Origin of the sequence: Pseudomonas sp. NPDC090201 (assembly GCF_044746825.1) — a bacterium.
Taxonomy (GTDB): Bacteria; Pseudomonadota; Gammaproteobacteria; order Pseudomonadales; family Pseudomonadaceae; genus Aquipseudomonas; species Aquipseudomonas putida_AD.
This window is the reverse complement of record NZ_JBIVCX010000002.1, coordinates 305,339-330,035: the sequence shown is the minus strand read 5'-3', so window position 1 is coordinate 330,035 and position 24,697 is coordinate 305,339. Positions and strand designations below refer to the sequence as shown.

The following is a 24,697-nucleotide window of genomic DNA, read 5'->3' as shown; positions in this document are numbered from 1 at the left end:
CTCCTTCTTGCGTTGGGGTCGGCCGCCCGTTCAGTTCTGACGGCGGATCACGGAGGCAGCGGTTGCCACGTTATGGGCCAGGTGCAGCGGGTTGATGGTCCCGACGATAGCACCGGTGACGCCAGGATGTGCGAACAGCAGTTCGAAACTGGCTTGCACAGGATCGACACCTGCGCCTGCGCAAACGTGCCCGCTGGCCAGCGCTTTTTTGATCAGAATGCCTTTGGCGTGAACAGCAGCGTAGTCCAGCACCGGCTTTTCGCCCTGTTCGTTGAGGTTGTAGGTGACCATGGCGCAGTCGCCATCCTGCAAGGCCAGCAGGCCGCCTTCCACGGTTTTGCCCGAGAAGCCGAAACCGCGAATCTTGCCTTCGCGCTTGAGCTCGGCCAGCGTCTGGTACACCCCGCACTCATTGAGCACGTGCAGGTCGTTGCCGTCCGAGTGCACCAGCACCAGGTCGATGAAGTCGGTTTCCAGGCGTTTGAGGCTGCGCTCCACAGACAGGCGCGTGTGCGCCGGGCTGAAGTCATGGCGGGACTGACCCGCCTCGAATTCTTCGCCGACCTTGCTGACGATGACCCAGTCCTGACGCTGGCCGCGCAGCAGAGGGCCCAGGCGTTCTTCGCTGCGGCCATAGGCGGGGGCGGTGTCGATCAGATTGATGCCCAGGTCCCGCGCCTGCTTGAGCAGCATCCGCGCTTCGTCGTCATCGGGGATGGTGAAGCCGTTGGGGTATTTGACGCCCTGGTCGCGGCCCAGCTTGACCGTACCCAGGCCGATAGGGGAGACGTCGATGCCCAGGCTGCCCAGCGGGCGATGCAGATCGTGCAGAGTCTTCATGGCAGCAGCACGTCCCACACAGGTTTGGCCAGCGCCGGCCGGGGCAGGTCTTTGCGCGCCGGTTGTGGAATCGGGTGGATGTCATCCCGCGACAGTGAAGCCAAGACCCGATCGGCGAAGTCCGGCGCCAGCGCCAGTTTGGTCGGCCAGCCCACCATCAGCCGCCCCTGAACGTCGAGGAAAGCATTGTCCGGGCGTACCAGGCCGCTTTGTTGAGGCTCGGCGCGGTCCACGCGCAAGGTTGCGAACTGCGCCTGGCTCAGGTCGATCCAGGGCAGCAGGTGAGTCAGTTCCTTTTTCGCCGCGGCGATCTGTTCGGCGGGCTCGCGGGCCACGCCTTCGGCTTCGGAGATGTCGCCGCCCAGGTACCACACCCACTGGCCATCGGCCGCTGGATGGGTGGTGACCGTGATGCGCGGCTTGGGACCGCCACCCAGGCAGTGGGCGTATAGCGGCTTGAGCGTCGGCCCCTTGACCATGACCATGTGCAGCGGACGACGCTGCATGGCCGGATGGCTGACGTTCAGCGTCTTGAGCAGATCGGCCGTACCGCCGCCGGCGCTGAGCACCACGCGCTGGGCGTGGATGTCGCGGCCATCGACACGCAGGCCGACCAGTTCATCTTCGTGCAGCAGCGGCTCGATGTTCTCGCCCGCCAGCAGGCTGTCGCCGGCCAGTTCAGCCAATTTCTCGATCAGGCTGGGAACATCGATGACCAACTCGGCCAGGCGGTAGACCTTGCCCTTGAAGCGCGGATCCTGCAGCGCAGGCGGAAGGTCCGTGCCCTTGACCTGATCGACCCGGCCGCGCACTGCCTTGCTGGCGAAGAAACTGGTGAGGTTGCCCGCCAGAGTGCCCGGCGACCACAGGTAGTGCGCCTCCGACAGCAGACGCACGCCCGACAGGTTCAACTCGCCCTTGCCTGCGAGCGCCTCACGCCAGCGGCGGGGCATGTCGGCGATGGCTTCCGAGGCGCCGGACAGCGCGCCGTGCAGTGCATATTTGGCGCCGCCATGGATGATGCCCTGGGATTTGACCGTCTGCCCGCCGCCCAGGCTGGCGCTTTCCACCACGATAGTCGAGAAGCCCTGCCGACGCAGGCGAGCGTTGAGCCAGAGGCCGGCAACGCCTGCGCCGACAATCAGGACGTCAGTGGAAATAGCGGAAGACATGAACACCTCAAATGGCGAAACGAATTGCGCCATTATAGGGGAACAGGCTTTTGAGTAACCTGCTTAATGCCCTGCGGTTTTCGAGAACAGCTGAATCACCACTACCCCGGCGACGATCATCGCCATGCCGGCGATGGCAGGCAGGTCGAGTTTCTGGCCGTAGATGATCAGCGCCGCGATGCTGACCATGACGATGCCCATGCCCGCCCAGACCGCGTAGGCCACGCCCACCGGGATGCTGCGCACCACCAGCGTCAGCATCCAGAACGCCACGGCGTAACCGACGATCACCAGCAGCAGCGGCAGTGGCGTGCTCAGGCCTTTGACGGCTTTCATCGAAACAGTGGCGATGACTTCGGCGCAGATGGCGATGGCGAGCAGGTAGTAGGCAGACATGATGAAAGTCCTCTTTGCAGATACGTCTTCAATGGCTGCCGATTCTAGTGATCGTTCAGATGGGGTAAAGTCATTACCTATCTCACTGGCTGATAGGTTGCCGTGTCATGGAATGGAGCCTTGAACAAATCAGGCTGTTCGTCAGCGCCGCCGAGCAGCGCTCGTTTTCCGCCGTAGCGCGAGAATCCCGGCGGGCGCAGTCGGCGGTCAGCAGTGCGATTGCCATGCTGGAGACCGATCTGGGCGTGAGCCTGTTCGATCGCAGCAGTGGTCGCCAGCCGCGCTTGACCGAAGCGGGCAGCGCTTTGCTTGAAGAAGCGCGGGAACTGCTGCGCCAGTGCGAGCGGCTGGACGGTCGTGCCCTGGCGTTGATGCGCGGCCAGGAAGCGCGGTTGCGCCTGGCCCATGACGAAGCCATGCCGTACCAGCCGGTCCTCGACAGCCTGGACGCGCTGGATCAACGCTTCCCCAGCGTGGAGGTGCAACTGGCCAGCGGCGCGCAGGGCGATGTGGCGCGCAAGCTGGTGGAGCGGCGCGCAGACCTGGGCCTGCTGTTTCATCACGACCAGATGCCCGAAGCCCTGGAGCGGCGGGTGCTGGGCAGTGTGGAGATGGTCACGGTCTGCGCGGTCGATCATCCCCTGGCGAGCCAGCCGGTGGTCACCCGCCAGCAGCTGGCGCGGCACCGGCAGTTGCTCATCGCGCCGCAGCAGAGTGGCTATCCCGGTGGCGAGCAACTGAGCCCGCAGGTATGGCGCGCGGACAGTTTCTACGTCATGGCCGAACTGCTGATGCGCGGCCTGGGCTGGGCCTGGCTGCCGCGCCACGTGGTGCAATACCCGGCCTATCAGAACCAGATGATCGAACTGAGCAGCGAGTGGACGCCGCCTGCGCTGGTGGTGGAAATGGTCTGGCGCCGCGACGAACCCCTGGGGCCTGCCGCACGCTGGCTGGCCGAATGCTTCACCCATCATTTGAAGGCCATTGGCTGATAAACTCCGCGCCCATGAATAGAACTCTCTACACACTGCTGTTTCATCTTGGCCTGCCGCTGATTGCCCTGCGCCTGTGGCTGCGGGCCCGCAAGGCCCCTGCTTATGCACAACGTATCGGTGAACGGTTCGCTCGCGGGCTGCCGCCCATGCAGAAGGGCGGCATCTGGGTGCACGCCGTGTCGGTGGGCGAGAGCATCGCTGCCGCGCCGATGATCCGCGCGCTGCTGGCACGTTATCCACAACTGCCGATCACCATCACCTGCATGACGCCCACCGGGTCCGAACGCATCCAGTCGATGTTCGCCAACGAGCCGCGCATTCAGCATTGCTACCTCCCATACGATTTTCCGTGGGCGGCGGGGCGTTTTCTCGATCATATCCAGCCCAAGGTCGGCGTGATCATGGAGACCGAGCTGTGGCCCAACCATATTCATCAATGTGCGATGCGGGGTATTCCAACAGTTCTGGCCAACGCGCGTCTGTCGGAGCGTTCGGCGCGGGGTTACGGAAAGTTCGCCAGACTGACCCGGCCGATGCTCGCCGAGATGAGCCTGATCGCCGTGCAGACCGAAACTGAAGCCCAGCGTTTTCGTGACCTGGGTGCGCGCCCTGAGCGCGTAACCGTCACCGGTTCGATCAAGTTCGACCTGACCATCGACCCGCAGTTGCTGGCGCGTGCGGCGCAGCAGCGAGCCGACTGGCAAACCACCGGGCGGCCGGTGTGGATCGCCGCCAGTACCCATGCCGGTGAGGATGAGGTGGTTCTCGCCGCCCACCGCGAGGTGCTGAAAAAGCATTCCGAAGCCTTGCTGATCCTGGTGCCGCGCCACCCCGAGCGCTTCAACAGCGTGTTCGAGTTGAGCCGCCAGCAGGGTTTTGCCAGTGTCCGTCGCTCGACCGCCGAGCCGGTCACCCGCGAAACCTCGGTGCTGGTGGGCGACACCATGGGCGAGTTGCTGTTTCTCTATGCGCTGGCTGACATCGCCTTCGTCGGTGGCAGCCTGGTGCCCAACGGCGGGCACAACCTGCTGGAGCCTGCGGCGCTGGACAAGCCGGTATTGAGCGGCCCGCATCTGTTCAACTTCCTCGAAATCGCAGCGATGCTGCGCAGTGCCGGGGCGTTGGAGGAGGTGAGCGATGCGGCGGGATTGGCAGCGGTGGTGCAGCGATTGATCGAGGGGCCTGAGCAGGCGAAAGCCATGGCCGATGCGGGGTTGGCGGTGATGAAGGCCAATCAGGGCGCGTTGCAGAAGTTGCTGGACGGGATCGGTCGGTTGATCTGATTCCGGAGCAGCACGGCTTTTTCAAAGACGCGGCCGTTGTAGGAGCGCGCTTGCCCGCGACCGCGTTCGGTCAGGCGCCATCAATGTCACGGGCCGACGTCTTCGCGGGCAAGCGTGCTCCTACAGGGGAGTTTACCGCTCTGAAGGACGCTCGAAATTCTTCGCCGCTTCCTTCGCCAGATCCGGCGGCAGGAAGTCCTTGTCCGGGTTGTAATCGGGTTTGAGGAAGCGCGACAAATCCTGCAAGTCCCCCGGGCTCAGCGTGCCGGCCGCTTGCTTGAGGCGCAGGTTGTCGAGGATGTAGTCGTAGCGGGTGTTGTTGTAATCACGCACCGATGCGTACAACTGACGCTGCGCATCGAGCACGTCGACGATGTTGCGCGTGCCCACCTGATAGCCGATTTCCGTGGCTTCCAGCGCGCTCTGGTTGGAAATGATCGACTGTTTGCGCGCCTGCACCTGTTCCACGTCGGTGTTCACGGCACGGTGCAGGTTGCGGGTGTTTTCCACCACCTGGCGGCGCAGGCCCTCGCGCTGTTGTTCGGTCTGGCCGAGGCGGGCGTAGGCTTCGCGCACTTGCGAGCTGGTCAGGCCGCCGCTGTAGATCGGGATGTTCACCTGCAAACCAATGGTGCGTTGTTCGACGCTGCCGTGGAAGTCCTGCCCGGTGTAGTTCGGGTTGGTGAAGCCCAGCGGGTCGTTGTCGCCTTTCTGGTACTGGGCGACGGCATCGACGGTCGGCGCGTGCCCGGCCTTACGCTGGCGCAGGGTTTCTTCGGCGGCGCTGACGGCGTAGTTGCTGGCCAGCAGGTTGAGGTTCTGTTGCGAGGCCGTGTCGACCCAGGATTTCGCATCGTTGGGCGACGGCGCCAGCACCGGCAGGGTGTGGACGATGCCTTCGATGGAGTTGTATTCGCGATTGGTCAGGGTCACCAGCGCCTGGAAGGCGTCGTCCACCTGACGCTTGGCGACGATCCGCGCCGCCCGGGCAGTGTCGTAGCTGGCCTGGGCCTGGAGCACGTCGGTCTTGTCGGAAAGCCCCACGTCGAAGCGCTCGTTGGCCTGATCCAGTTGGCGCTTGAACGCGGCTTCTTCGGCCTTGGTCGAGGCCAGGTTGTCCTGGGCGCGCAGCACCGAAAAATAGTCCTCGGCGCTTTGCAGAATCAGGTTCTGCTCGGTCGCGGACAATTGCAGGATGGCCTGTTCGTTGACGTCCTTGGCCGCCTTGAGCTGGAACCAGCGGTCGGCGCGGAAGATCGGTTGGCTCAGGGTGGCGCGGTAGACCGTGCCGCTGCGGTTGATGACCGCAGAAGGTTCGTCGATCTTGGTGCGGGTGTTGTTGATGTCGGCACCGCCGGAAATGTTCGGCAACAGCCCGGCGCGGGCCTGGGGCACGATCTCTTTCTGCGCATCATAGCTGGCGCGGGCGGCGGCGAGGTCGGCGTTGTTGTTCACAGCTTCCTGGTAGACGCTGACCAGACCGGTCTTGGTCGGCAGTGGCAAGTCCGCTGCTGTGGCCATCGCGTTGGATGCGCATGAAACGGCAATGGCCAGTGAGAGTTTGCGCAGCATAGACATTCCCTAGTAATTCAGCTGTGTGAAGACGTGGCCGCAAGATCGCTTTGCGCCGGTTGCGAGTGTAGTTCCACAAGATCGCGACAACAATCCGACAGATGCGCCATTTAACGAGCGTTTGAATTCCGCGCTTGGCGTTTGCCGGGTGTGGCGTCTAGACTGACGCCGTTCTTGTCGGGGTGCCTTGCTATGAGGCTGAGATCGGATAATCCGGATCCCGTTGAACCTGATCAGGTTAGCGCCTGCGTAGGGAACAAGATTTCTCGTCTCCCGGCGAGTCCTCTTGAGTATCGTCCGGGTCTTTTTTGTTCATTTTTTGAACAGTCCTCGTGTTTCGATTCTCGGCATCCGTATTCTCACAGGGTGCATCCGTCCGTTCGATTCAGGCTCAAGCTCCGACAATCCATGCGCTGCACCATGATGTCCGGAGAGCCTGTTGATGAGTACAAAACTAAAAAACGCCAATCTGAGTGAATCCGCCCAGGTCGATTCGGGGTCGGTGCAGCCGTTCACCCGCTCGCAGAAAATCTACGTCCAGGGTTCGCGCCCGGACATCCGCGTGCCGATGCGTGAAATCAGCCTGGATGTGACCCCCACAGACTTCGGTGGCGAGATCAACGCGCCGGTCTGCGTGTACGACACCTCGGGCCCCTACACCGATCCCAACGTCATCATCGATGTGCGCAAAGGCCTGGGCGACGTGCGCTCGGCGTGGATCGACGACCGTGGCGACACCGAACGCCTGGGCGGCCTGAGTTCCGACTTCGGCCAACAACGCCTGGCCGATGCCGAACTGACCAAACTGCGCTTCGCCCACGTGCGCAACCCGCGCCGCGCCAAGGCCGGCGCCAATGTCAGCCAGATGCACTATGCGCGTCAGGGCATCATCACCGCCGAGATGGAATACGTCGCCATCCGCGAAAACATGAAGCTGCAGGAGGCCCGCGCTGCCGGCCTGCTGAAGCAGCAACACGCCGGCCACAGCTTCGGCGCCAGCATTCCCAACGAGATCACCCCTGAGTTCGTGCGCGAGGAAATCGCCCGCGGCCGCGCCATCATTCCGGCCAACATCAACCACGTCGAACTGGAACCGATGATCATCGGCCGCAACTTCCTGGTGAAGATCAACGGCAACATCGGCAACAGCGCGCTGGGCTCGTCCATCGAAGAAGAAGTGGCGAAACTCACCTGGGGCATTCGCTGGGGGTCGGACACCGTCATGGACCTGTCCACCGGCAAGCACATTCACGAAACCCGCGAGTGGATTATTCGCAACTCGCCTGTGCCCATCGGCACCGTGCCGATCTATCAGGCGCTGGAAAAGGTCAACGGCGTGGCTGAAGATCTGACTTGGGAGCTGTTCCGCGACACGCTGATCGAGCAGGCGGAGCAGGGCGTCGACTACTTCACCATTCACGCTGGTGTGTTGCTGCGCTACGTGCCGCTGACCGCCAAGCGCGTCACCGGGATCGTCTCCCGTGGAGGTTCGATCATGGCCAAGTGGTGCCTGGCGCATCACAAGGAAAACTTCCTCTACACCCACTTCGACGAAATCTGCGAAATCATGAAGGCCTACGACGTCAGCTTCTCGCTGGGCGATGGCCTGCGTCCGGGCTCGATTGCCGACGCCAACGACGAAGCGCAGTTCGGTGAGCTGGAAACCCTTGGCGAGCTGACCAAGATCGCCTGGAAGCATGACGTGCAATGCATGATCGAAGGTCCGGGCCATGTGCCGATGCAGCTCATCAAGGAGAACATGGACAAGCAGCTGGAATGCTGCGACGAGGCGCCGTTCTACACCCTCGGCCCGCTGACCACCGACATTGCGCCGGGTTACGACCACATCACCTCGGGCATTGGCGCGGCGATGATCGGCTGGTTCGGTTGCGCGATGCTCTGCTACGTCACGCCCAAGGAACACCTGGGCCTGCCGAACAAGGACGACGTCAAAACCGGGATCATTACCTACAAGATCGCCGCCCATGCAGCCGACCTCGCCAAGGGCCATCCGGGCGCGCAGATTCGCGACAACGCCCTGAGCAAGGCGCGTTTCGAATTCCGTTGGGAAGACCAGTTCAACCTCGGCCTGGACCCGGACACCGCGCGTTCGTACCACGACGAAACCCTGCCGAAGGATTCGGCCAAGGTCGCGCATTTCTGCTCCATGTGCGGGCCGAAGTTCTGCTCGATGAAGATCACCCAGGAAGTCCGTGAGTACGCGGCCAACCAGAAGATCGAAGCGGTGGACCTGTCTGTGGCCGAAGGCATGCGCGAGCAGGCCGAGCGGTTCAAGCAGGAAGGCAGCCAGTTGTACAAGAAGGTCTGACACCACGCCCGCCCTTCTGTAGGAGCGCGCTTGCCCGCGACGGCGGTGGGTCTGACACCTGATGTTTCTGACCCAACGCCATCGCGGGCAAGCGCGCTCCTACAGGGGGCTTTGCGCATGAATCCAATAACAATGCTCCTCCGAGATAACAACGTGAACACACCCGGCACCTACTCCCCCGACATCCCCGTCCCCGCTGCCAAGCGGGTGTTCGGCGGTCGGGATCTGTTTTCCCTGTGGTTTTCCCTGGGCGTGGGCCTGATGGTCCTGCAAACCGGCGCATTGCTTGCGCCGGGGCTGGGACTGTCTGGCTCGATGCTGGCCATCTTCCTCGGCACCCTGGTGGGGGTTCTGCTGCTTGCCGCCGTCGGCGTGATCGGCAGCGACACCGGCCTGTCGTCCATGGCCGCCCTCAAGCTGAGCCTTGGCAGCAAGGGCGCGGCGCTGCCGGCCATCCTCAATCTGCTCCAACTGGTGGGTTGGGGTTCGTTCGAAATCATCGTCATGCGCGACGCGGCCACGCTGCTGAGCGCTGGCGCCTTTGCCGAAGGCAGCCTGTGGACAAGCCCGCTGCTCTGGACGCTACTGTTCGGCGGCCTGGCCACCTTGCTTGCCGTCAGCGGCCCGCTGACCTTCGTGCGGCAGATCCTGCGCAAGTGGGGCATCTGGCTGCTACTGGCCGCGTGCACCTGGCTGACCTGGAACCTGCTGAGCAAGGCTGATCTGGCGGCGCTGTGGGCCCGTGCCGGAGATGGCTCGATGCCGTTTGCCGTGGGTTTCGACATTGCCATCGCCATGCCGCTGTCCTGGCTGCCGCTGATCGCCGACTACTCACGCTTCGGCAAGCGCGCCACCGGTGTGTTTGGCGGCACGGTGCTGGGTTTCTTCATCGGCAACTTCTGGCTGATGACCCTGGGCGTTGCCTACACCTTGGCCTTCGCGCCAAGCGGCGAAGCCAATGCGCTGCTGCTGGCGCTGGCCGGCGCTGGAATGGGCATTCCGCTGCTGCTGATTCTGCTGGACGAGTCGGAAAACGCCTTTGCCGACATCCATTCGGCAGCGGTTTCCAGCGGGATTCTGGTGAAGATCAAGGTCGAGCATCTGGCGCTGGCCATCGGCGTCATCTGCACGCTGATCGCCTGTCTTGCGCCATTGGCGCAGTACCAGAACTTCCTCTTGCTGATCGGCTCGGTATTCGCGCCGCTGTTTGGCGTGGTACTGGTGGATCACTTCATCCTGCGTCGTCGCAGCCATGGCGCCGCGACTGAGGGTTTGCGCTGGATGACGCTTCTGGCCTGGCTGGGCGGGATTTCCACCTATCACCTGCTGGCCAATCTCTACCCGGACATCGGCGCAACACTGCCAGCGCTGATCGTCGCTGGCGTGCTGCAACTGATCCTGGGCAAGGCGATCAGCTCCGGCCGGGGAACAGTTCCGGCTTGATGATGCCGTTGAGCTGAGGGTAAGGAATCTTCAGCTCGATGTGGCCCATGGCGTACGGGGCGATGGTGGTGACCGGATATTTCAGGATCACTGCACCGTACGTCAGGGCGATGTTTGAAGTTCGCTTGAATGGCCACATCTTCTGGAACTCGGTGTCCTTGTCCAGCTTGGTGCTGACCTGCCAGGCCTGGTGCGCCATTTCAGCCTTCGCCCAGAACGCTGCTTCCTGGCCTGGCACCAGCATGTCGGCCAGCGTCAGTACGCGCTGTTGCTGGCGCGAATAGTTGATGAAGGCGCGGCCCGGGTTGCCGTGGGCGCCGCCGGTGTCCAGGTAGCTGGACAGCTCGACCACCACGATTCCGTCATGCTGCTCACGTACCTTGGCCTGCAAATAGCTGCTGTAGCGCGCCGGCGCCGTGGCCAGGAACTGTTCCTGGTACGCCTTGAGGGTCGGTGGCACCGGACCGTCGGTGTCGCTGCGGGTCAGCTGCAGCAGGGTGCGCTGCACGATGGCATCGAGCTTGGCTTCGTCTGGGAAATGCACGGTATCGATATTGACCAGCGGGCAATCGCTGGCGGTGCAGCCGGGTTTGACTAGCTCCGAGGCGTCACGCTGAACGGTCAGCGGACTGCGCATATTGGGTTGGAACAGGCTCTGGCAGGCGCCCAGAATCAGGGCCAGGCAGGCCATCGAAATGATCTTCAGAAACGACATGGTGATCCTTGACGTTGACATAAAGGGCCATCACTTGGGTGCAACGGCAACAGGCTTCGACTGCGTCTGGCGCAATCAGTTCGCCACTGGGCGGATTAGAGTGCCTTTCGGTTGCCGTCGTCTACCTTTACAGCCGGATTTGCGCGTCTGAACGCCCGGCAAGGGCTGCATCCGGCGCGTCAGCACGTTAGGATGGGGCCATGAACTGAGCGCCTTGCAGTGAGAAACCTATGACCGATACCGAGAAATCGACGCCCACAAAGCATGAAATCACCCGGCGCGAAACCTGCTTCAAGGGTTTCTATCAGCTGGATCGTCTGCACCTGCGCCATGAGCTTTTCGACGGCGGCATGAGCCCGGAAATTTCCCGCGAGCTGTTCGTGCGTCACGATGCCGTGTGTGTCTTGCCTTACGACGCCAAACGCGATGAAGTGGTGTTGATCGAGCAGTTCCGGGTCGGCGTGATCGGCAAGCATTCAAACCCCTGGCTGATCGAAATGGTCGCGGGCCTGATCGACAAAAAAGAGCAGCCTGAAGAGGTTGCTCACCGCGAAGGAGAAGAGGAAGCTGGGCTTGTCTTCAACGCGTTGTGGCCGATCACCAAATACTTTCCGTCGCCCGGCGGCAGCAATGAATTCGTTCACCTGTACCTGGGCAAATGCGACAGTGAGGGGGCGGGCGGCGTCCATGGGCTTGAAGAAGAGGCCGAAGACATCCGTGTGTCGGTCTGGTCGTTCGACGACGCGATGCAAGCCGTAAAAGACGGACGCATCGTCAACGCTGCAACTATCATCGCAATACAGTGGCTGGCGCTCAATCGCGCCGAAATCAGGGGGCTGTGGTCGTGAATCTTTTGCGCGAGCGCTACCGTGTCGACCTTGCCGGGCTGCAGGCAGCCTGCGAGGCGAACTACGCGCGCTTGATGCGTCTTTTACCCGAGATGCGCAATGAACAACGTTCCCGCCGGGTGGCCGTCACCCAGGGCGATCAGATGCTGGGCGTGCTGTCGGTCGAAGTCGTGCAGAACTGCCCGTACACCTCGACGCTTCTAGTGCGTCAGGAACACAGCCTGCCGTGGCTGCCGGTGCCTGTCCTGGAAGTGCAGGTGTACCACGATGCGCGCATGGCCGAAGTCATCGGCGCCCAGCACGCTCGGCGTTTCCGCGGCATCTACCCATACCCCAACGCCCACATGCACCAGCCCGACGAAAAGGCCCAGCTCAACATCTTCCTCGGCGAATGGCTGAGCCACTGCCTGGCCTGCGGACACGAGTTCGAAGCGGTTCGCTGAGCATTCCTTATCCGCACTTCTCTCTCGTAGCAGCACGGCTTGCCGGCGGGAGCGGTGTGTCAGTCAACCCATCTGTCCCTGACACACCGCCCCCGCCGGCAAGCCGTGCTGCTACGGGGCGGTGTACAACCAAAGCTCTTGATCTTGATCTTGATCTTCTTACGCGATGGTACAGGCGCCACCGAACGCGACGTCAAGGCGCCAGGCCGAACGGAGGTGTCGCGTAGTGGGTTGAGCGGCAGGAAGCCGCGAAAGCCGTGCAGGCCATGGATGGCCCATCACGGCGGACCCACGGAGCGGCGCCGGAGTGAGGGAACCGGGACGAAGTCGCGGCCCAGCCTGTCGCAAATGGTTTGGCTACTTTGCCGAAACAAAGTAGCGCGCCGTAAAGGCGCAAAGGTGATTCCGAGTCGACATCGCGAACGGATATGCTCACCAGAATCTGGACCACTACCACTGGGGGCAGATCCGTTATCGAGTGCACTGGACCTGAGGGTTTCGCCCCTTACGGGCGACCTACTTTCTTTCGGGAAAGTAGGCAAACCATTTGCTCCTGGCTGGGGTCCTTCGGACTTCCCTCGACTCCGGCGTCGTTCCGGGGGCACGCCATGATGGGCCATCCATGGCCCGCACGGCTTTCGCGGCTTCCTGCCGCTCATCCCCCTCCACGACACCTGCGCTCGGCCTGGCGCCTTTACGTCGCGTTCGGCGTCGCCTGCACCATCGCGCACAAAGATCAAAATCAAAATCCAAAGCACCCCACCGCCCTGTAGCAGTCCGGCTTGCCGGCGAGGCGCCCTCAAGATCGCTGTCGTCGGCAAGCCGGACTGCTACGGGACCGATTACACCCACGCGCCTGTCGATCTTGCACAAATGAGAACTGCAACCCTGTTTCCGGGTTTGCCGTTGCTCCAATCAAACACCATAATCCGGCCATACCCGCTCAAGGAGATGGCCTTTGCCGAGCGCAGCCCTGAATTCGTCCTCTGTATTGTTGGTGCAACTATCCGACAGCCATTTGTTTGCCGAAGCGGACGGCGCGCTGCTGGGCATGACCACGCGCGACAGCCTCACGGCGGTCGTGGACCGGGTGCTGGCCGAGCAGCCGCAGATCGATCTGGTGCTGGCCACCGGCGATCTATCCCAGGACGGCACGGTGGAGTCGTATCAGGCGTTTCGCCAGGCGAGCGAGCGGCTGGATGCGCCCAAGCGCTGGCTGCCGGGCAACCATGACGAGCTGCGGGAGATGGCGATTGCCGCGCAGCAGAGCGACGTGCTCGACCCCGTTGTCGACATCGGCAACTGGCGGGTGACGATGCTGGATTCCGCCGTGCCGGGTTCTGTGCCCGGTTATCTGGAAGACAAGCAACTGCAACTGCTGGCCCAGGCCCTGAGCGAGGCGCCGCAACGCCATCATTTGATCTGTCTGCATCATCATCCGGTGCCCATTGGCGCGGCGTGGATGGAGCCCATCGGTCTTCGCAACCCGGATGCCCTGTTCTCGGTACTGGAACGTTTTCCCCAGGCCCGTGCTTTGCTCTGGGGCCACGTGCATCAGGAGTTCGACCAGATGCGCAATGGGCTGCGCCTGATGGCTTCGCCCTCGACCTGCATTCAATTCGCGCCGAACAGCGAAGACTTCGCCCTCGACGCGAAGGCTCCGGGGTATCGCTGGCTGCGTCTGTTCGACGACGGGCACATGGAAACCGGTGTGTCGCGCATTGATCCGGACCTGTTCGAGGTCGATCTCAGTGGCGCCGGGTATTGAAGGAAACATCCTGAATTCGCCACACACCGCCAACAAACGAGTGTTCACGCCGTTGTCCCTGTAAACTGCGTGGCTTTGCCGTGTGAGGCAGCCCCAGGCGGCCCCTTGAATCGCAGCTTACGGAGACGATCCCGTGAACCCGCAACATTCGACTCTGCTTTATATTCACGGCCTGAACAGCTCGGCGATGTCGAAAAAGGCCACGCAACTGGCCTCCCTCATGCGAACGCTGGGGCTTGGCGAGCAATTGCGCGTGCCGGAGTTGCACCATCACCCGCGCCAGGCCATCGCCCAGCTCGAGGCGGCCATCGAGGAACTAGGCGGTCGGCCATTACTGGTCGGCAGCTCGCTCGGCGGCTACTATGCGACTCACCTTGCTGAGCGGCATGGTCTGAAGGCGGTGTTGATCAACCCTGCGGTCAATCCGCACCAGTTGTTCGACGGCTTCCTGGGCACGCAACAGAACCTGTACACCGGCGAAACCTGGGAGCTGACCCACGATCACGTGGCTGCGCTGGCTGAGATAGAAGTGCCGGCGCCGCAGGACCCCCAGCGTATCCAGGTGTGGCTGCAGACGGGTGACGAAACGCTGGACTACCGCCGCGCCCAGGCCTTCTACCGGGCGTGCGCGCTGCGCATCGAGGCCGGTGGCGATCACAGTTTCCAGGGGTTTGCCGATAAACTGCCCACCCTGTTGAGCTTTGCCGGGTTTGCCCCGGAACTGCTCCAGGCCATCGATCTGTCGTCGTTGTGAATGTGCGACCGATCAAAGCCTTTGCTGCAACAAATATGTAGAACACGCTTGGAACAATAGCGTCACTCCGAAATTTCATGAACGACTTGATGACGAGACCCCATGGCCAATCCCAGCGCTAGCTCTTATAACGCAGACGCCATCGAAGTCCTCTCGGGCCTCGACCCGGTCCGCAAGCGGCCGGGCATGTACACCGACACCACGCGGCCGAACCACCTCGCCCAGGAAGTCATCGACAACAGCGTCGACGAAGCACTGGCCGGACACGCCAGATCGGTGCAGGTCATCCTGCACGCCGACAACTCCCTGGAAGTGGCCGACGACGGTCGCGGCATGCCGGTGGATATTCACCCGGAAGAGGGCGTGTCGGGCGTCGAGCTGATCCTCACCAAGCTGCACGCGGGCGGCAAGTTCTCCAACAAGAACTACCAGTTCTCCGGCGGCCTGCACGGCGTGGGGATTTCCGTGGTCAACGCGCTCTCGACCCAGGTGCGGGTGCGGGTCAAGCGTGACGGCAACGAATACGAAATGTCCTTTGCCGACGGCTTCAAGGCCAGCGAACTGGCAGTCGTGGGCACGGTTGGCAAGCGCAATACCGGCACCAGCGTCTATTTCGCCCCGGATCCCAAGTATTTCGACAGCCCCAAATTCTCGGTCAGCCGCCTCAAGCACGTGCTCAAGGCCAAGGCCGTGCTGTGCCCGGGCCTGACCGTCAGCTTTGAAGACAAAGGCACCGGCGAGAAGGTCGAGTGGCATTACGAAGATGGCCTGCGCTCCTACCTGCAGGACTCGGTCAGTGACTTCCTGCGCCTGCCTGAAGAGCCCTTCTGCGGCGTGTTTGCCGGCAACAAGGAAGCGGTGGACTGGGCGCTGCTGTGGCTGCCCGAGGGTGGCGACAGCGTTCAGGAAAGCTACGTCAACCTGATCCCGACCGCCCAGGGTGGCACCCACGTCAACGGCCTGCGTCAGGGACTGCTGGATGCGATGCGCGAGTTCTGCGAATTCCGCAACCTGCTGCCACGGGGCGTGAAACTGGCCCCCGAAGACGTCTGGGAACGCATCGCCTTCGTGCTGTCGATGAAGATGCAGGAGCCGCAATTCTCCGGCCAGACCAAGGAGCGCCTGTCGTCTCGCGAAGCGGCGGCATTCGTCTCCGGCGTGGTCAAGGACGCCTTCAGCCTGTGGCTCAACGCCCACCCTGAAATGGGCATGCAGTTGGCCGAGCTTGCGATCAACAACGCCGGTCGTCGCCTCAAAGCCAGCAAGAAGGTCGAGCGCAAACGCATCACCCAGGGGCCTGCGCTGCCGGGCAAACTGGCGGACTGCGCCGGTCAGGACCCGATGCGCGCCGAGCTGTTTCTGGTCGAGGGTGACTCGGCCGGTGGTTCGGCCAAGCAGGCGCGGGACAAGGAATTCCAGGCCATTCTGCCGTTGCGCGGCAAGATCCTGAACACCTGGGAAGTCGATGGCGGCGAAGTGCTCGCCAGCCAGGAAGTGCACAACATCGCCGTGGCGATCGGAGTCGATCCGGGCGCGGCTGACATGAGCCAGCTGCGCTATGGCAAGATCTGCATCCTGGCCGACGCCGACTCCGACGGCCTGCACATCGCAACCCTGCTGTGTGCGTTGTTCGTCCAGCACTTCCGCCCGCTGGTCGAGGCCGGTCACGTCTACGTTGCCATGCCGCCGCTGTACCGCATCGACCTGGGCAAGGACATCTACTACGCCCTGGACGAAGCCGAACGTGATGGCATTCTCGACCGCCTGGTGGCCGAGAAGAAGCGCGGCAAGCCACAGGTCACCCGATTCAAAGGCCTTGGCGAGATGAATCCGCCACAGTTGCGTGAGACCACCATGGACCCGAACACCCGGCGCCTGGTGCAACTGACGCTGGACGACATCGAAGCCACGTCGCAGATGATGGACATGTTGCTGGCGAAAAAACGCGCGGGCGACCGCAAGGCGTGGCTTGAATCCAAAGGCAACCTGGCCGAGGTGATGGTTTGAGGCGAGGCTGGCTGGCCGCCCTGTTGCTGGCCGCCGCTCCCGCGTTCGCCGCGCCGCTGCCGGAGCTGAAGTTGTTGTCCGAGCATCCGGTGGACGACATGGTGGGCGGCAATCTCTCGGGGCTGGCCTCGTGCGATGGCGTGCTGTGGACGGTATCCGACCGCGACGACACGCTGCTGTACCGTCTCGACACTTCGGCGACGGTGTGGAAGGCGCGGGCGCAGGTCCTCGAGATTCCGCCGATTCCCGACAGCGGCCTGTCAGCGACCCTGCGCGGCATGGCCAAGGCTTCGGCGCTGGTGCGTGGCGGCGATCTGGATTTCGAGGGCGTGAGCTGTGACGCTGCCGGCAACCGTTATCTGGTCAGCGAGGCCTATGCCACGGTGCTGAAAGTGCCGGTGGACGGCGCACCGACCTGGCTCGACCTGCCCAGGGCGCTGGTCGAGGAGGCGCAGTCGGCGGGAATGCTGCAGCACTTCAACGCGATCTTCGAAGGCATCGCGATCAACCCTGCCGGCGACCGGCTGTGGCTGGCCGCCGAGCGCGAGAAGCGCGGGCTGCTGACTGCAAAATTGGGTAATGACGGCTGGGAATGTGATGCCAGTTGCATCCTCAAGGTCGAGTCCGGCAACGACATCCTGCCGCCTGAACTGGGCGGTAAATCGGTCGCCAAGGATTTCTCCGACATCTCGCTGTACAAGGGCAAGCTGTACACCCTGGAGCGGGCGGCGTACCGGATCTGTCGGCGTACCCTGGAAACCGGGCAACTCGAAACCTGCTGGTCCTTCGCCCAAGAGGCACTGAAACCCAACCGGCTCTACGATCAGAAATACGGCCTGACCGAGGCGCTGATCGTTGACGACAAGGGCGCCTGGGTCGGGACTGACAACAACTTCGGTGCTCGCGCCGATGGCGAAAAACGCCCCATTGTCTGGCGCTTTGCGGCGCCTGAGGGTGGCTGGAGCGCCAGGCCTTGACCCAGGCACCTCCCGGCAAGCGCGCCGGGCGCCTGATGCTGATCATCGTCTGGGCCGCAGCGCTGTTCCTGGCGACGCGGTTTTTCGGCGAGTGGGAGCAGCGTCAGGAAAACCCGAACACCAGCGTCAGCTCCGAGCATGGCGACGGTTACGTCGAGGTGCAACTGGTGAGCAATCGCGAGGGGCATTTCGTCATGACGGGGCAGATCAATGCCCGCCCGGTGCAGTTCATGCTCGACACCGGTGCGACCAACGTCGCGATCCCGCAAGCGGTGGCAGACGCATTACGCCTGGAGCGTGGTGCCCGGGTCGAGGTGAGCACGGCCAATGGCCGCACCGAGGCTTTTCGGGCCACGCTGAACAGGCTGCAGATCGGCGATATCGTCCTGGACAACGTGCGCGCCCTGGTGGTGCCCGGTCTGGACGGCGATCAGGTGCTGCTGGGTATGAGCGCCATCAAACAACTCGAATTCACCCAGCGCGGCGGCACCTTGCTGCTGCGCCAGACGACAAAATGATGAGGCCCGCATGAGCGACTCCCTTGACCTCAGCCTGGACGGCGTAGAACGCCGCTCGCTGGCTGACTTCACCGAACAGGCCTATCTGAACTACTCCATGTACGTGATCATGGACCGTGCCCTGCCGCACATCGGCGACGGCCTGAAGCCTGTACAGCGGCGTATTGTCTACGCCATGAGCGAGTTGGGCCTGGACGCCGACGCCAAACACAAGAAGTCGGCGCGTACCGTCGGCGACGTGCTCGGCAAGTTCCACCCCCACGGCGACTCGGCCTGTTACGAAGCCATGGTGCTGATGGCGCAGTCCTTCAGCTATCGCTACACGCTGGTCGATGGCCAGGGCAACTGGGGTGCGCCGGACGATCCCAAGTCGTTCGCGGCCATGCGCTACACCGAGGCGCGCCTGTCCCGTTACTCCGAGGTGCTGCTGACCGAGCTTGGCCAGGGCACGGCGGACTGGGTGCCGAACTTCGACGGCACACTGGATGAACCTGCCGTTTTGCCGGCACGTTTGCCGAATATCCTGCTCAACGGCACCACCGGCATCGCGGTCGGCATGGCCACCGACGTGCCGCCGCACAACCTGCGTGAAGTCGCGTCGGCCTGTGTGCGCCTGCTGGACGAGCCCAAGGCCACCATCGAGCAGCTTTGCGAGCACGTTCAAGGCCCGGATTACCCGACCGAAGCGGAAATCATCACGCCGCGCCATGACCTGCTGAAAATCTACGAAAGCGGCCGTGGCTCGGTGCGCATGCGCGCCGTGTATCGCGTCGAAGACGGCGACATCGTGGTCACCGCGCTGCCGCACCAGGTGTCCGGGGCCAAGGTGCTGGAGCAGATCGCCGCGCAGATGCAGGCCAAGAAGCTGCCGATGGTCGCCGACCTGCGTGACGAATCGGACCATGAGAACCCGTGCCGCATCGTCATCATCCCGCGCTCCAACCGCGTCGATCCCGAAGAGCTGATGCAGCATCTGTTCGCCACTACTGAGCTGGAATCCAGCTACCGGGTGAACATCAACATCATCGGCCTGGACGGCAAGCCGCAGCTGAAGAACCTCAAGGCGCTGCTGTCCGAATGGCTGCAGTTCCGCATCACCACGGTGCGTCGCCGCCTGCAGTTCCGCCTGGACAAGGTCGAGAAGCGGCTGCACCTGTTGGAAGGCTTGCTCACTGCTTACCTGAACCTGGACGAAGTGATCCACATCATTCGTACTGCCGAACACCCGAAAGCCGAACTGATCGCGCGTTTCGAGCTGTCGGAGATTCAGGCCGACTACATCCTCGACACCCGCCTGCGTCAGTTGGCACGTCTGGAAGAGATGAAGCTGCGTGGCGAGCAGGACGAGTTGCTCAAGGAACAGGCCAAACTACTGGCCCTGCTGGGCAGCGAAGCCAAGCTGCGCAAACTGGTGCGTACCGAGTTGCTCAAGGATGCGGAAACCTATGGCGATGATCGCCGCTCGCCTATCGTCGAGCGCGCCGAAGCCAAGGCGCTGTCCGAAAACGAACTGATGCCGACCGAGCCTGTGACGGTCGTGCTGTCGGAAAAAGGCTGGGTGCGCTGCGCCAAGGGCCATGACATCGACGCGACCGGGCTTTCCTACAAAGCGGGCGACGGCTTCAAGGCCGCGGCCAACGGTCGCTCCAACCAGTTTGCGGTGTTCATCGACTCCACCGGCCGCAGCTATTCGCTGGCGGCCCATACATTGCCGTCGGCCCGTGGCCAGGGAGATCCGTTGACCGGACGCCTGACGCCACCGCCAGCCGCAACCTTCGAGTGCGTACTGCTGCCGGACGACGATGCGCTGTACGTCATCGCTTCCGACGCCGGTTACGGGTTTGTGGTCAAGGGTGAAGACCTGCAAGCCAAGAACAAGGCGGGCAAGGGGCTTGTCAGTCTGCCTGCGGGCGCCAAGGTGATCCTGCCGCGCCTGGTGCCGGACCGTGAGCAGAACTGGCTTGCGGCGGTGACCACCGAAGGCCGCCTGCTGGTGTTCAAGATCAGCGACCTGCCGCAACTGGGCAAGGGCAAGGGCAACAAGATCATCGGTATTCCGGGCGATCGCGTGGCCAGCCGCGAAGAATACGTGACTGACCTTGCAGTCATTCCTGATGGCGCCACCCTGGTGCTCCAGGCGGGCAAGCGCACGCTGTCTCTGAAACCCGACGATCTTGAGCACTACAAAGGGGAGCGAGGCAGACGTGGCAATAAGCTACCACGCGGATTCCAGCGAGTTGATGCATTGTTAGTGGAAAGCGCTACGTAAACGGCCGTTTTCAGCGATCGATCTTCGTATTGTCACCAAGATCGACGCAGAATCGCTGGAGTCATCGGGCATATTCACGGATGATATGACGTCCTTTGGCGCCAGCGTGGCTGAGTGCCTTTATGTTCTCTGAGTATTTGACATTGTGGGCCCGTCGTGTGGTGCCCACTTGGACGGAATGATGAATTTTCTACGCGTTCCTTTTGTTCTGTTGTTAACCGGCGTTCTGGGTTTGGCCGGGTGCAGTGTTCATCAGCCTACTTCGCTCTATCAACTGGACAGCGGCGAACCAGGCCAACCAAAACAAAGTGCCGGCGTGGCTGTTGTGCTCGGGCCGGTTTCCGTTGCTGATTACCTGCAGCGGGAAACATTACTTCAGCGTCAGCCCGATGGCAGCCTGACTGCCTCGAAGGATGGCCGCTGGGCCGGCAGCCTGTCTGCCGACATCGACCAACTGCTGCTGCGCCAACTGGCGTGGAAGCTCGACAGCCAGCGCGTGGTGATGGCGCCGGCTGCGGCCAATTTCACGCCTGACGTGCAGGTGGTGCTGTCGATCACCCGTCTGGACTCCGGCGAGAACCAGCCTGCGGTGCTCGATGCCCAATGGCGTCTGCTGGACCGTCGCGGCACCGTGCGTGACAGCAAGCTGGTGCACCTGGAAGAGCCGCATGCCGGCACTTCCGCTGCTCAGGTCAAGGCTCAGGGCGTGCTGTTGCAGCGTCTGGCCGAGCAGTTGAGTGCTGCGGTCAAGCCGGTGGCTGCGCAGCCATTGGTCGCTGACGAGCCGAAGAAGTCCGCCCAGCCCGCCAAGACCCGCACCGATCAGGACAAGCCAAAGATCCCGATGGCCTCGCCGATTCGCACCGATCTGGAAGTGTTCCGCTTCTAAGGGCCACGCCCAACAAGAAAGCCCGCAGTGATGCGGGCTTTTTTGTGGGCGATGGGTTAGGGAAGATGCACAGGTCACGTCGCCCCGGAATCTGTAGGAACGCGCTTGCCCGCGACGGCGATGTGTCTGAGGGGTATGTGCTGGCTGACACCACGCCGGTCGCGGGCAAGCGCGCTCCTACGGCCTGCGGCCAGAATCAAAAGCGCGGACGTGCACCCTGTAGGAGCGCGCTTGCCCGCGAGGGCGGTGTGTCTGAGGGGTATGTGCTGGCTGACACTACGCCGGTCGCGGGCAAGCTCACTCCTGCGGCCTGCGGCCAGAATCAAAAGCGCGGGACGTGCAACCCTGTAGGAGCGCGCTTGCCCGCGACGGCGGTGTGTCTGAGGGGTGTGTGCTGGCTGAGACTACGCTGGTCGCGGGCAAGCGCGCTCCTACAATGCCGTGGTGGTCCCGTAACCTGTAGGAGTGAGCTTGCTCGCGATGGCGATCTGCCTGGCGGGGATGTGTCGGCTGACACGCCGCAATCGCGAGCAAGCTCACTCCTACGGCCTGCGGCCAGAATCAAAAGCGCGGACGTGCAACTCTGTAGGAGCGGGTCAGGTCAGACCTTGCGCGCTTCGTGCATGCGCGCCAGTTGGCGTTCGAGCATCGACGGGTAGGGTTCCATCAGGCGCTCGACGCAGCTTGCGCCTTCGGGGCTGGCGATCGGGCGGATGCGGGCGCGCTGGCGGATGGTGTGGTCTTCGCTGATCTTGCGCTCCACCAGCAGCAGGTTGCGGCTGTGTTGCGAAAGGGCGAGGGCGTCCTGGGCGGTTTCGGTCAGCAGCAGGTCGATCTGGTCCATGCCGTGCAGGCCTTCGCCCAGCGTAAGGCCCAACTGCAATTGCAGGGTGATGCCGCTGTCGGCCACTTCGATCTGCAGCGCATGGCTCAGGGCGCGCAACAGCTCGCCGCAGCAAATCGCGTTGGTCAGGTAGTCGTCGCCGCTGTCCTGGGTGCTGAACACCATCAGCGAGCTGCCATCGTTGAGCGTGTGCAGTTCGCTGTCATACAAGGATGCAGCCTGGTCGATGCAGTCGCGATAGCGCTCCAGCAACTCGGTCAGGCGGGTGCGGGGCAGGCGGCGCAGTTGTTCCTGGGAACCCAGTTGCACGGCCAGCACGGCGCTGTATTGCGGCTGCAAAGGCACCACTGGCAACACAGGGCGCGGGGCCGGCTTCTGCACCACCGGAGTTTCGTCACGAAGATCGGCGAACGGGTCGTCTTCGTCTTCCTGATCTTCCTCGGCCACGATGCGGCGGGCCGGAATGGCCGTGGCACGCGGTTTTGGCGCTTCGTCGAACTCGGGATCGGCGAGGTCGCTGGCGTCAAATTCGGGCGAGGCGTCGTCGTCTTCCTCAACCTGTTCAGGTTCCGGAGCCGGTGCAGGCTCGGGCTCAGGCGGCGCGTAGGACGCCTTGAGCTGGCGCGCCAGGTCGCCGATTTCGTCCTGACGGTCGGTAGCCGGGGTGTACGGGTCGATATAACGCAGCCACATGCGCAGTTGCAGCATGGGCGTCGAGATATGCCGCCCCAGGCGCAGGCTCAATGCCAGCGCCAGTGCGAGCAGGATACCGGCCAGAATGCCCATGCTTTGCAGGCTGATGGTCAGCGGCTGCTGGAACTGGCTCATGTCCAGGCTGATGCGCAGGGTGCCGGCGACCACGTCCTGAAAGGTGATCTTGATCTCGTACAGGCCCTCGGCCTCACCCAGCAGGCCGTTTTTCGGGCGCTGGCCCGCTTCGGCGAGGATTCGGTTATCCATGCTGTAGATGGCCGCGTGGGCCACCAGCGGGTTCTTGACCAGATTACCCAGCAACACGTTGAGGCTCAGGATGTCGTTGGACACCAGAAGCTCGGTGGCGGAGGTCGCGGTTTGCGTGGTCAGGGCCTGGCCCAGCGCGTCCGCCTGCTCGTGCATGGCTTGCTTGAACTGCAAGCCCATCACGCAGGCGTAGATCACCAGCGCCAGCGCGACGAGGATCACGTTGTGGCTGGCGATGCGCAAAGCTATCGGAACGCGTCGGTGACGCAATGCCCGGAAGATCAGCAAGAAGAAATTATCGGTTTTTACTGGCGTGGGCCGGTTCACTGAGCACGGCTCTCTTGGAGAAGTTGGGGCGCAGTATAGCGAGCGACCCAGACGGGGCAAAGCGCTCGCTGTGCCCGGCGGTCACTGAAAGTGCGTAGAATGCGGTTTTTTTCCACAGCGGGGGTGCGCCTTGCGCGAAATTGTCCTGATTAACATCACCGGCGAAGACCGCCCGGGTCTGACTGCGGCCTTTACCGGCGTCCTGGCCCAGGGCGGCGTCGATGTCCTGGATATCGGTCAGGCCGTGATCCACGACACGCTGTCGTTCGGCATTCTGGTCCAGATCCCGGACACCGAAAGCGGGGCGGCGGTGCTGGACCAGGTCCAGTCGAAGGCCGATGAACTGGGGCAGCAGGTGCTGTTCACTCATGTCAGTGAAGACGATTACCAGCATTGGGTCGACGATCAGGGCAAGGACCGGCACATCGTCACGCTGCTGACGCGCAAGGTCACCGCCGAGCAGTTGCAGACCGTCAGCTCGATCACCGCCAAATACGGCCTGAACATTGACCGGATCGACCGTCTGTCCGGGCGTATGCCACTGGACATGCCGAGCGACAAGGGCAAGGGCTGCATCGAGTTTTCCGTACGTGGCGAGCCGGCCGATGCCCAGCAGATGCGCGCCGAATTCCTGCACGTGGCGCAGGAGCTTAACGTCGACATCGCTTTCCAGCAGGATTCGCTGTTCCGCCGCAACCGCCGTCTGGCGGTGTTCGACATGGACTCGACGCTGATCGAAGCCGAAGTCATCGACGAGCTGGCCAAGGCCCACGGCGTGGGTGACCGCGTGTCGGAAATCACCGAGCGCGCCATGCGCGGCGAACTGGACTTCCGCGCCAGCTTCAAGGAGCGCCTGGCGCTGCTCAAGGGCCTGGACATCAAGGTGCTGGACGAAATCGGCGCATCGCTGCGCCTGACCGAAGGTGCCGAGACCCTGTTCGCCGAACTCAAGCGCCTGGGCTACAAGACTGCGATCCTGTCAGGCGGCTTCACCTATTTCGCTCGGCAGTTGCAGGCCAAGCTGGGCATCGACTACATCTTCGCCAACGAGCTGGAAGTGGTTGATGGCAAGTGCACCGGCGTTGCCGTGGAGCCGATCGTCGACGCCCAGCGCAAGGCCGATCTGTTGCGCGAGCTGGCGAGCAAGGAAGGTTTGAGCCTGGAGCAGACCATTGCCGTGGGCGATGGCGCGAACGACCTGCCGATGCTGGCGATTGCCGGCCTGGGCGTGGCCTTCCGCGCCAAGCCGCTGGTCAAGCAGTCGGCGAAACAGGCGATCTCGACCCTGGGCCTGGATGGCGTGCTGTATCTGCTGGGCTTCCGGGATCGGGAAGGGCTATAAAGACGT

At 62.9% G+C, this 24,697-nt stretch carries 20 protein-coding genes and 1 riboswitch; of the genes, 14 read left to right on the top strand and 6 right to left on the bottom strand.

The features are described from left to right. Positions 1 to 30 precede the first annotated feature (30 nt). From ACIPOO_RS07765 to ACIPOO_RS07755, 3 genes are all read right to left on the bottom strand, one after another. Entirely contained in the window at positions 31 to 840 is an 810-nt protein-coding gene (locus tag ACIPOO_RS07765) for an aldo/keto reductase (protein WP_400605636.1), read from the bottom strand. Further along, positions 837 to 2,012, bottom strand: coding sequence for an NAD(P)/FAD-dependent oxidoreductase (locus tag ACIPOO_RS07760; protein WP_400605633.1), 1,176 nt, complete (start codon positions 2,010 to 2,012; stop codon positions 837 to 839). The genes ACIPOO_RS07765 and ACIPOO_RS07760 overlap by 4 nt, the downstream gene beginning before the upstream one ends. A gap of 63 nt (positions 2,013 to 2,075) precedes the next feature. Beyond that, positions 2,076 to 2,408 (bottom strand): multidrug efflux SMR transporter, encoded by a 333-nt coding sequence (locus ACIPOO_RS07755; protein ID WP_274131715.1) that lies wholly within the window; start codon positions 2,406 to 2,408, stop codon positions 2,076 to 2,078. Between the two features lie 107 nt (positions 2,409 to 2,515). Here ACIPOO_RS07755 and ACIPOO_RS07750 point away from each other — a divergent pair, with 107 nt between their 5' ends. Beyond that, a complete protein-coding gene (locus tag ACIPOO_RS07750) occupies positions 2,516 to 3,400 on the top strand; it encodes a LysR family transcriptional regulator (RefSeq protein WP_400605630.1) in 885 nt (294 codons plus the stop codon). Positions 3,401 to 3,414: 14 nt separating this feature from the next. Beyond that, on the top strand, positions 3,415 to 4,686 hold the full coding sequence (gene waaA / locus ACIPOO_RS07745; RefSeq protein ID WP_400605628.1) for a lipid IV(A) 3-deoxy-D-manno-octulosonic acid transferase: 1,272 nt from the start codon (positions 3,415 to 3,417) through the stop codon (positions 4,684 to 4,686). Between the two features lie 132 nt (positions 4,687 to 4,818). On the opposite strand, the gene ACIPOO_RS07740 is transcribed toward waaA, so the two are convergent. Next, positions 4,819 to 6,258, bottom strand: coding sequence for a TolC family outer membrane protein (locus tag ACIPOO_RS07740; protein WP_274131710.1), 1,440 nt, complete (start codon positions 6,256 to 6,258; stop codon positions 4,819 to 4,821). A gap of 168 nt (positions 6,259 to 6,426) precedes the next feature. Beyond that, positions 6,427 to 6,531, top strand: a riboswitch (TPP riboswitch). A 169-nt stretch (positions 6,532 to 6,700) separates the two neighbouring features. Between ACIPOO_RS07740 and thiC the strand changes: the two genes are divergently transcribed. Together thiC and cytX are read left to right on the top strand one after the other, a co-directional pair. Continuing rightward, positions 6,701 to 8,587, top strand: a complete 1,887-nt coding sequence (gene thiC, locus ACIPOO_RS07735; RefSeq protein WP_400605625.1) for a phosphomethylpyrimidine synthase ThiC — start codon at positions 6,701 to 6,703, stop codon at positions 8,585 to 8,587. A 153-nt stretch (positions 8,588 to 8,740) separates the two neighbouring features. Beyond that, on the top strand, positions 8,741 to 10,030 hold the full coding sequence (gene cytX / locus ACIPOO_RS07730; RefSeq protein ID WP_274131707.1) for a putative hydroxymethylpyrimidine transporter CytX: 1,290 nt from the start codon (positions 8,741 to 8,743) through the stop codon (positions 10,028 to 10,030). Here the strand turns inward: cytX and ACIPOO_RS07725 are convergent. Then, positions 9,999 to 10,745: an RsiV family protein gene (locus ACIPOO_RS07725; RefSeq protein ID WP_400605621.1), complete on the bottom strand. Its 747-nt coding sequence runs from the start codon at positions 10,743 to 10,745 to the stop codon at positions 9,999 to 10,001. The two genes, cytX and ACIPOO_RS07725, sit on opposite strands and share 32 nt — an antisense overlap. A gap of 230 nt (positions 10,746 to 10,975) precedes the next feature. On the opposite strand from ACIPOO_RS07725, the gene ACIPOO_RS07720 reads away from it, so the two are divergent. The 9 genes from ACIPOO_RS07720 (at position 10,976) to ACIPOO_RS07680 (ending at position 21,218) form a co-directional block, all read left to right on the top strand. Then, positions 10,976 to 11,593 (top strand): NUDIX domain-containing protein, encoded by a 618-nt coding sequence (locus tag ACIPOO_RS07720; RefSeq protein ID WP_400605619.1) that lies wholly within the window; start codon positions 10,976 to 10,978, stop codon positions 11,591 to 11,593. Further along, on the top strand, positions 11,584 to 12,036 hold the full coding sequence (locus tag ACIPOO_RS07715) for a DUF1249 domain-containing protein (RefSeq protein ID WP_274131704.1): 453 nt from the start codon (positions 11,584 to 11,586) through the stop codon (positions 12,034 to 12,036). The genes ACIPOO_RS07720 and ACIPOO_RS07715 overlap by 10 nt, the downstream gene beginning before the upstream one ends. A gap of 958 nt (positions 12,037 to 12,994) precedes the next feature. Then, complete coding sequence (gene cpdA / locus ACIPOO_RS07710) at positions 12,995 to 13,804, top strand: 3',5'-cyclic-AMP phosphodiesterase (RefSeq protein ID WP_400605617.1); 810 nt, start codon at positions 12,995 to 12,997, stop codon at positions 13,802 to 13,804. 187 nt (positions 13,805 to 13,991) lie between these two features. Continuing rightward, on the top strand, positions 13,992 to 14,558 hold the full coding sequence (locus tag ACIPOO_RS07705) for a YqiA/YcfP family alpha/beta fold hydrolase (RefSeq protein WP_400606330.1): 567 nt from the start codon (positions 13,992 to 13,994) through the stop codon (positions 14,556 to 14,558). Positions 14,559 to 14,660: 102 nt separating this feature from the next. Next, positions 14,661 to 16,565 carry a DNA topoisomerase IV subunit B gene (gene parE, locus ACIPOO_RS07700; protein WP_274131701.1) on the top strand — a complete coding sequence of 635 codons (1,905 nt, stop codon included), beginning with the start codon at positions 14,661 to 14,663 and terminating at the stop codon, positions 16,563 to 16,565. After that, on the top strand, positions 16,562 to 17,542 hold the full coding sequence (locus tag ACIPOO_RS07695) for an esterase-like activity of phytase family protein (protein ID WP_400605615.1): 981 nt from the start codon (positions 16,562 to 16,564) through the stop codon (positions 17,540 to 17,542). The genes parE and ACIPOO_RS07695 overlap by 4 nt, the downstream gene beginning before the upstream one ends. Positions 17,543 to 17,577: 35 nt before the next feature. Then, the gene (locus ACIPOO_RS07690) at positions 17,578 to 18,060 is read left to right on the top strand and encodes a TIGR02281 family clan AA aspartic protease (protein ID WP_400606327.1); all 483 of its coding nucleotides are present in this window, start codon (positions 17,578 to 17,580) and stop codon (positions 18,058 to 18,060) included. A gap of 10 nt (positions 18,061 to 18,070) precedes the next feature. Further along, the gene (gene parC / locus ACIPOO_RS07685) at positions 18,071 to 20,329 is read left to right on the top strand and encodes a DNA topoisomerase IV subunit A (RefSeq protein WP_400605613.1); all 2,259 of its coding nucleotides are present in this window, start codon (positions 18,071 to 18,073) and stop codon (positions 20,327 to 20,329) included. A gap of 181 nt (positions 20,330 to 20,510) precedes the next feature. Then, positions 20,511 to 21,218: a membrane integrity-associated transporter subunit PqiC gene (locus ACIPOO_RS07680; protein WP_274131698.1), complete on the top strand. Its 708-nt coding sequence runs from the start codon at positions 20,511 to 20,513 to the stop codon at positions 21,216 to 21,218. A 601-nt stretch (positions 21,219 to 21,819) separates the two neighbouring features. Here the strand turns inward: ACIPOO_RS07680 and ACIPOO_RS07675 are convergent. Beyond that, a complete protein-coding gene (locus ACIPOO_RS07675) occupies positions 21,820 to 23,349 on the bottom strand; it encodes a histidine kinase (protein WP_400605609.1) in 1,530 nt (509 codons plus the stop codon). A 130-nt stretch (positions 23,350 to 23,479) separates the two neighbouring features. Between ACIPOO_RS07675 and serB the strand changes: the two genes are divergently transcribed. Continuing rightward, positions 23,480 to 24,691 carry a phosphoserine phosphatase SerB gene (serB, locus tag ACIPOO_RS07670; protein ID WP_400605606.1) on the top strand — a complete coding sequence of 404 codons (1,212 nt, stop codon included), beginning with the start codon at positions 23,480 to 23,482 and terminating at the stop codon, positions 24,689 to 24,691. The last annotated feature ends 6 nt before the right edge of the window (positions 24,692 to 24,697 follow it).